At 75.0% G+C, this 6,212-nt stretch carries 8 protein-coding genes; 2 read left to right on the forward strand and 6 right to left on the reverse strand.

Annotated features, from left to right (window positions below; translation table 11 throughout):
- Positions 1–6: 6 nt before the first annotated feature.
- On the forward strand, positions 7–468 hold the full coding sequence (locus GV155_RS13890) for an Lrp/AsnC family transcriptional regulator (RefSeq protein WP_160008841.1): 462 nt from the start codon (positions 7–9) through the stop codon (positions 466–468).
- 18 nt (positions 469–486) lie between these two features.
- Here the strand turns inward: GV155_RS13890 and GV155_RS13895 are convergent, their stop codons facing one another.
- Genes GV155_RS13895 through GV155_RS13915 form a run of 5 tightly spaced genes read right to left on the reverse strand, consistent with a single transcriptional unit; the run spans position 487 to position 4,322 of the window.
- A complete protein-coding gene (locus GV155_RS13895) occupies positions 487–951 on the reverse strand; it encodes a PaaI family thioesterase (RefSeq protein WP_160008843.1) in 465 nt (154 codons plus the stop codon).
- 37 nt (positions 952–988) lie between these two features.
- Positions 989–2,836, reverse strand: a complete 1,848-nt coding sequence (locus GV155_RS13900; protein WP_160008845.1) for a DEAD/DEAH box helicase — start codon at positions 2,834–2,836, stop codon at positions 989–991.
- Entirely contained in the window at positions 2,833–3,084 is a 252-nt protein-coding gene (locus GV155_RS13905) for a DUF3039 domain-containing protein (RefSeq protein WP_236554500.1), read from the reverse strand. Before GV155_RS13905 ends, GV155_RS13900 begins: the two co-directional genes overlap by 4 nt.
- A 51-nt stretch (positions 3,085–3,135) precedes the next feature.
- A complete protein-coding gene (locus GV155_RS13910; RefSeq protein ID WP_160008849.1) occupies positions 3,136–3,735 on the reverse strand; it encodes a YqgE/AlgH family protein in 600 nt (199 codons plus the stop codon).
- Positions 3,736–3,752: 17 nt separating this feature from the next.
- The gene (locus GV155_RS13915; protein WP_160008851.1) at positions 3,753–4,322 is read right to left on the reverse strand and encodes a hypothetical protein; all 570 of its coding nucleotides are present in this window, start codon (positions 4,320–4,322) and stop codon (positions 3,753–3,755) included.
- 154 nt (positions 4,323–4,476) lie between these two features.
- On the opposite strand from GV155_RS13915, the gene GV155_RS13920 reads away from it, so the two are divergent.
- Positions 4,477–5,199, forward strand: a complete 723-nt coding sequence (locus GV155_RS13920) for a TetR/AcrR family transcriptional regulator (protein ID WP_160008853.1) — start codon at positions 4,477–4,479, stop codon at positions 5,197–5,199.
- 3 nt (positions 5,200–5,202) lie between these two features.
- Here the strand turns inward: GV155_RS13920 and GV155_RS13925 are convergent.
- The coding region (locus GV155_RS13925) for a DUF3048 domain-containing protein (RefSeq protein ID WP_236554328.1) at positions 5,203–6,212 on the reverse strand (1,010 nt) is incomplete at its 5' end.

Raw genomic sequence — 6,212 nt, forward strand, 5'->3', positions numbered from 1 at the left:
GGCCGGATGCTCGACGACCTGGACCGCAACCTGATCGACCTGCTCGCCGCCGAGCCGCGGGTGGGGGTGCTGGAGGCCTCCCGTCGCCTCGGCGTCGCCCGCGGCACCGTGCAGGCCCGGCTGGACAAGCTGGAGTCCCGCGGCGTGGTCACCGGCTGGGGCCCGGACCTGTCCCCCGAGGCGCTCGGCTACGGGGTGACCGCGTTCCTGACCCTCGAGATCAGCCAGGCCGGCGGGCACGACGCGGTGGCGGCGCGGCTGGCCGAGATCCCCGAGGTGCTCGAGGTCTGCACGATCACCGGGGTCGGCGACCTGTGGTGCCGGGTGGTCGCCCGCGGCAACCCCGACCTGCAGCGGGTCATCGACCGCGTGGTCTCGCTGGAGGGCGTGGTCCGCTCGGCCACCGTGGTCGCGCTGGCCACGCTGGTCCCCCACCGGGTACGCCCGCTGGTGCGGGCCGCGACCTGACGCCCGGCCCCGGCCGCGTCAGGACATGATCAGGCAGCTCGACGTGGCGTGGGCGACCACACGACCGGCCTCGTCGGTCAGCGTGGCCTCGGCCAGGGCCGTCCGCCGCCCGCGGTGCAGGACCCGCCCGACCGCGCGGACCCGACCGGTGTCCTCGGTGACCGCGCGCAGGAACTTCACGGTGAGGTCGAGCGAGGTGTAACGCTCGCCGACCGCGAGCGTGGAGTGCACCGAGCAGGCCGCCGCGGTGTCGAGCAGGGTCGACAGCACGCCGCCGTGGACCGTCCCGAGCGGGTTGTAGTGACGACGCTCGGGCACGAGCGCGACCGAGATCGAGCCCTGCTCGCCCCCGAACTCGACCAGGCCGAGGGTGTCGGCGATCGGGGCGTGCGGCAGCCGGCCCTCGATCATCGCCTGCAGCTGCTCCATCCCGGTCATGGTGGCGAGGACGGGCGGCGGCGGTGCGGGCTCGGTCTGGTCCATGGCCCCAGCCTGCCGCACCACCGCGGTGCGGCAGCGGTCAGGACGTCCGGCGTGCCGCCCAGTCGCGCACCCGGTCGATCCGGGCCTGCAGCTGCTCGGCGTTGGCCACCGCGGCCGCGGGCCCGCCGCACTCCTTGCGCAGCGCGGCGTGGGTGATGCCGTGGGCCTGGCCGGTGCGGTGGTGCCAGGCGCCGACCAGCCCGTTGAGCTCACGCCGCAGCAGCGCCAGCTGCTCGTGGGTCGACACCGACCGGACCGTCTCCGCGGCGTCCGGGTCCGGCCGCGCGGCGCGCTGGGCGCTCTGGGTGCGGCGCCGCTCGCTCTGCCGGTGCTGGAGCAGCTCGCGCATCTGGCCGGGCTCGAGCAGGCCGGGGATGCCGAGGAAGTCCATCTCCTCCTCGGAGCCGACCTGCACCTCGCCCTCGTGTCCGAACGCGGCGCCCTCGTAGAGCGCGTGGTCGAAGCTGGCCTGCGACCCGAGCGCCTCGAACGGCAGCCCGTCGTCGGCGAGCGAGTCGGAGGCCTTCTCGGCGGCGTTCGCCTGGGCCAGCAGGTCGTCCTCGGCGGCGTGGAGGTCGTCCTCGTCGGTGACCCTGCGCCCCAGGACGTGGTCGCGCTCGACCTCCATCTGCGAGGCGAAGGACAGCAGCCCCGGCACCGAGGGCAGGAACACCGACGCGCTCTCCCCCCGGGTCCGGGCGCGGACGAAGCGGCCGACGGCCTGGGCGAAGAACAGCGGCGTGGCGGTGGTGGTGGCCCACACGCCGACCGCGAGCCGGGGCACGTCGACGCCCTCGGAGACCATCCGGACCGCGACCATCCACCGCGAGCCGTCGTCGGTGAAGGTGCTGATCTTCTTCGAGGACGCCTTCTCGTCGGAGAGCACCAGCGTCGGCGCCTCCCCCGAGATCGCCCGCAGGGTCTTGGCGTAGGCCCGCGCCGACTCCTGGTCGGTGGCGATCACCAGGCCACCGGCGTCCGGGACGTGGCGACGCACCTCCGACAGGCGCCGGTCGGCGGCCTCGAGCACCGACGGCACCCACGACCCGGCGGGGTCCAGCGCGGTGCGCAGCGCCTGGTTGGTCAGGTCCTTGGTCATCGGCTCGCCGAGCCGGGCCGCGATCTCGTCCCCGGCCCGGGTACGCCAGCTCATCTCGCCCGAGTAGGCCAGGAACAGCACCGGCCGCACCACGTGGTCGGCCAGCGCGTGGGCGTAGCCGTAGGTGTAGTCGGCCACCGAGCGCGGCACGCCGTCCTTGCCGGGGGCGTAGGTGACGAACGGGATCGGGTTCACGTCGGAGCGGAACGGGGTGCCGGTCAGGGCCAGGCGGCGCGCGGCCGGCTGGAAGGCCTCCTGCACGCCCTCGCCCCACGACAGCGCGTCGGCGGCGTGGTGCACCTCGTCGAGGATGACCAGCGTCTTGAAGCGCTCCGTACGGATGCGCAGCGCCAGCGGGTTCACCGCGACGCCGGCGTAGGTGACCGCCACCCCGAGGTAGTCGCTGGCGATCCGGCCCTTGCCCGCGGAGTACGCCGGGTCGATCGGGATGCCGGCCCGGGCCGCGGCCTCGGCCCACTGGTTCTTCAGGTGCTCGGTCGGGGCCACCACGATGATCCGGTCGACGATGCGCCGCCCGATCAGCTCCGAGGCCACCGACAGCGCGAACGTCGTCTTGCCCGCGCCCGGCGTGGCCACGGCCAGGAAGTCCTGGGGCTGGCGGTCGAGGTAGTCGCGCAGCGCGGCGGACTGCCAGGCCCGCAGCGAGGGTGCGGTCCCCCAGGCGGCCCGCTCGGGCCAGGCCGGGGTGAGGGCGTCCGCGACCGGGGCCGCGGGTGTCGAGAAGAGGTCGTCGTGGTCGGTGCGGGCAGGTTCGCCCCCGCTCACGCCTCGGGGCCCTGGTCGTCCTTCATGGAGTCCCAGATCTCCTGGCACTCGGGGCACGTGGGGAACTTCTGCGGGTCCCGGCTCGGCACCCAGACCTTGCCGCACAGCGCGACGACCGGGGTGCCCATGATCATCGCCTCGGTGAGCTTGTCCTTCTCCACGTAGTGCGAGAAGCGCTCGTGGTCACCCTCGTCCGTCGGGACCGTCCGGCGGTCCTCGCGGACGTCCTGGTCTGTCGAGAATCCGATGGTGGTCACGCGTCAGAGTCTAGATCAGGTCCGGGTCGGTTCCGGCCGGGGTCAGTTCAGGCCGGGGTCGGCCGGGCGGGTGGAGGCCCAGGCCAGCTCGTCGGGCTGGCGGCGCAGCACCTCGCGCCACAACCCGCCCGTGTCGGGGTGGAAGGCGTCGTGCGGCTCGCCGGGGACGACGTACCAGCTGCCCTCGGCGATCTCGTCCTCGAGCTGGCCCGCGCCCCATCCGGCGTACCCGGCGAAGACGCGCAGCGCGGCCAGGCCCTCGGCGACCAGCTCGACGGGGGTCTCGAGGTCGACGAGGCCCACGCCGCCCGCGACCTCGCGGAAGCCGACCCGGCCGGCGGGGTCGTCGGTGGGTCCGCCGACCAGCACCACGGCGAGGGCGCCGTCGGGGCCCACCGGGCCGCCGTGGAAGAGCACCTCGGGCTCGCTCGCGAGCGCGCCCCACTCGGGCAGCACCTCGGCGACCGGCACCGGGGAGGGCCGGTTGAGCACGACCCCCAGCGCACCCTCGTCGTTGACGTCGAGCAGGAGCACCACCGTGTCGGCGAAGTTCGGGTCGAGCAGCGCCGGGGCGGCCACCAGCAGCATCCCGGCGCCGGGCGGCACCGGCCCGGGGCGGGGCGCGACGGGGGGCTCGGTCATGCCGCCAGTGTGACGGCTCAGGCGGCGACGAGCGACCGGAGCCGCCCGAGGAGCCCGCGACGCGGACGGTACGCCGCCAGGGCGACCGCCGCACCGTCGTCCGCCGCACGGGCGGCCAGGGCGGTCAGCCCGGCCAGGCGGCGGGCTCGGGCGGCCTGCTCGACCGCCACGCCGGCGCGGGCGGCACGCGGGTCGCCGACCCCGGCACGTCCGGCGGCGACGGCCAGCAGCGCGTGCTCCGTGGCGGTGGCCCGGGCCATCGCCTCGGCCGTCCGGTCGTCGCGCGGGTGCTCGCGGTGGTGGTCGAGCAGGGCCCGCAGGCCGGGCATCTCGTCGGCGGCGCGGGCCCAGGCGCGCTCGGTGGCGCCGGCCAGGTCGCGCGGCGTGCGCTGCTGCTCGCGCTCGACGAGCCCGGTCAGGCGGGTGTGCCAGCGCAGGGTGAGGGCGCCCAGCAGGGAGAGCTCGTCGCCGAAGGTGGCGTCGACGCCGGGCAGGTCGGTCGGGACGGAGGTGTCGCGGCGCTCCTCGACCGCGGCGAGCGCGGCGCGGAGCACCTGGGCGCGGCGGTGCTGGACCTGCTGCTTCATGGCTGGCTCCTCGGGGGTCGTCTTTGCATACTGCGAGTACGTACTCACAGTATGCGGCGATTTCCCTGGGGACACCCCCGGAGAGCCGGGGCGGGACGTGATCCCTCCGACAACGGCCGTGATCCGCGCCACGTCGGCGTCCTAGACTGCACCGGTGCCTCGGTCCCCGGTCTCCAAGCTCGCGCCCAAGGTCCCGAAGCTGCCCGGCGTGCCGGGGGTCCCGGGCACCCGGCGCCAGCAGTACTCCGCCTCCACCAAGCTGAAGCTGGTCGACGTCGCCGAGGACCTGTTCTCCCTGCAGGGCTACGCCGCCACGTCGCTGGACCAGGTGGTGGCCGGGGCCGCGGTCACCAAGGGGGCGCTCTACCACCACTTCGGCGGCAAGGTCGCGCTCTTCGAGGCCGTCTTCGAGCGGGTCGCCGACGACGCCAGCGCGCGGGTGCGCGCGGCCGTGGCCTCCCGGGACGACCCGTGGGAGGCCGCCCAGGCGGGGCTGCGGGTCTTCCTCGACGTCGTGCAGGAGGAGCGCTACCGACGGGTGGTGATCCTGGAGGGCCCGGCGGTCCTCGGGCGGGAGCGCTACCGCGAGCAGGAGGAGCGCTCGACCCTCGCCACCGTGGTCAGCCTGGTCGCCGCCATGGTCGGCGCGGGGACGTGGCAGCTGGACGACGAGACCGTGCAGACCTTCGCCCGGATCTTCTTCGGCGCCGTGGTCTCCGCGGGCGAGGAGGTCGCCGGCGCGGTCGACAAGGAGGCCGCCGCCGCCCGGGTCGAGGGCGCCATCGGGTTCATCCTGGCCGGCTTCCGGATCCTCGCCGAGACCGACGTCCCCGTGCCCGAGGTGCTCACGCGACTGCGCCTGGTCGACCCGGGCTGAGGCTCAGCCGACCGTCAGGTCGCCGCCCTGCTGCGGCACCAGCTCGATCCAGGTGTGGCCCGCCGGCACCTCGAGGGTCTCCTCGGCCTTGCCGGTGCCGGTGGTCAGCTCGATCGGCGAGCCCAGGTCGGGCTTGGTCCAGGTGGCCTCGACCATCCGGCCGTCGTGGAAGAGCGTGGCCGCGCCGCTGCCGGTGAGGTCGGTCTCCGGCACGGGGTTGCCCGCGGGGTCGGTGTAGCCGGCGTCGCCGACCTGCACCCGCAGGACGAGCACGTTCTGCGCCGGGAACTCGTCGCCGTCGGCGGCGTAGGTGTTGTCGTTGACGTAGCCGTCGGGCGTGGCCCGCCAGTCCGTCGTGTGGCCGCCGGAGAAGACCGCCGAGAACGCAGCGGCCGGGCGGCCCTCGGGCAGGTCGTCGGCGCTGCCCCAGTCCAGGTAGTCGTCGGGCCGGGCAGCCTTGCCCTCGGCCTCCTGCGCGGTCACGGTGAGGTCGTCGAACAGGTTGTACGGCGCCACGCGGGCCGTGTCGCGCGACATCCCGGGCGCGCCCTCGTTGAAGAAGGTGATCCCGGCGTCGACGACCCGCGCGACGGTCTGCGAGGCGGCGCCGCTGGTCACGACGGCCGCTCCGACCGGCTGCACGATGCCGATGTCGGTGGCACGCATCGACCGCACCGGGCCGACCTTGTCCGGCAGCGACTCGTAGAAGAACGCCGCCAGGCGGGTGCTGCCGCCCTCGACGAGCTCCTCGACGACGAGGTCGGCCTGCGAGAGGCCGAGCTGGGGGGCGGCCGAGGAGGTGTTGTCCATCTTGACGACCAGGACCGGCCGGTCCTTCTCGGCCGTCCCGTCGCCACCGACGCGCTCCCCGGTGAGCGGCCAGGTCTGCAGCTGCTCCAGCGAGGTGCCCTCGGCGACCTGCGCCGGGGTTCCCTCCGCGGCGGGCTCGTCGCCCCCGCCGCACCCGGCGAGCAGCAGGCTCCCGGACACGACGGCGGTCATCAGGAGGGGGG

This window comes from Nocardioides sp. AX2bis, from assembly GCF_902506435.1.
GTDB lineage: Bacteria > Actinomycetota > Actinomycetes > Propionibacteriales > Nocardioidaceae > Nocardioides.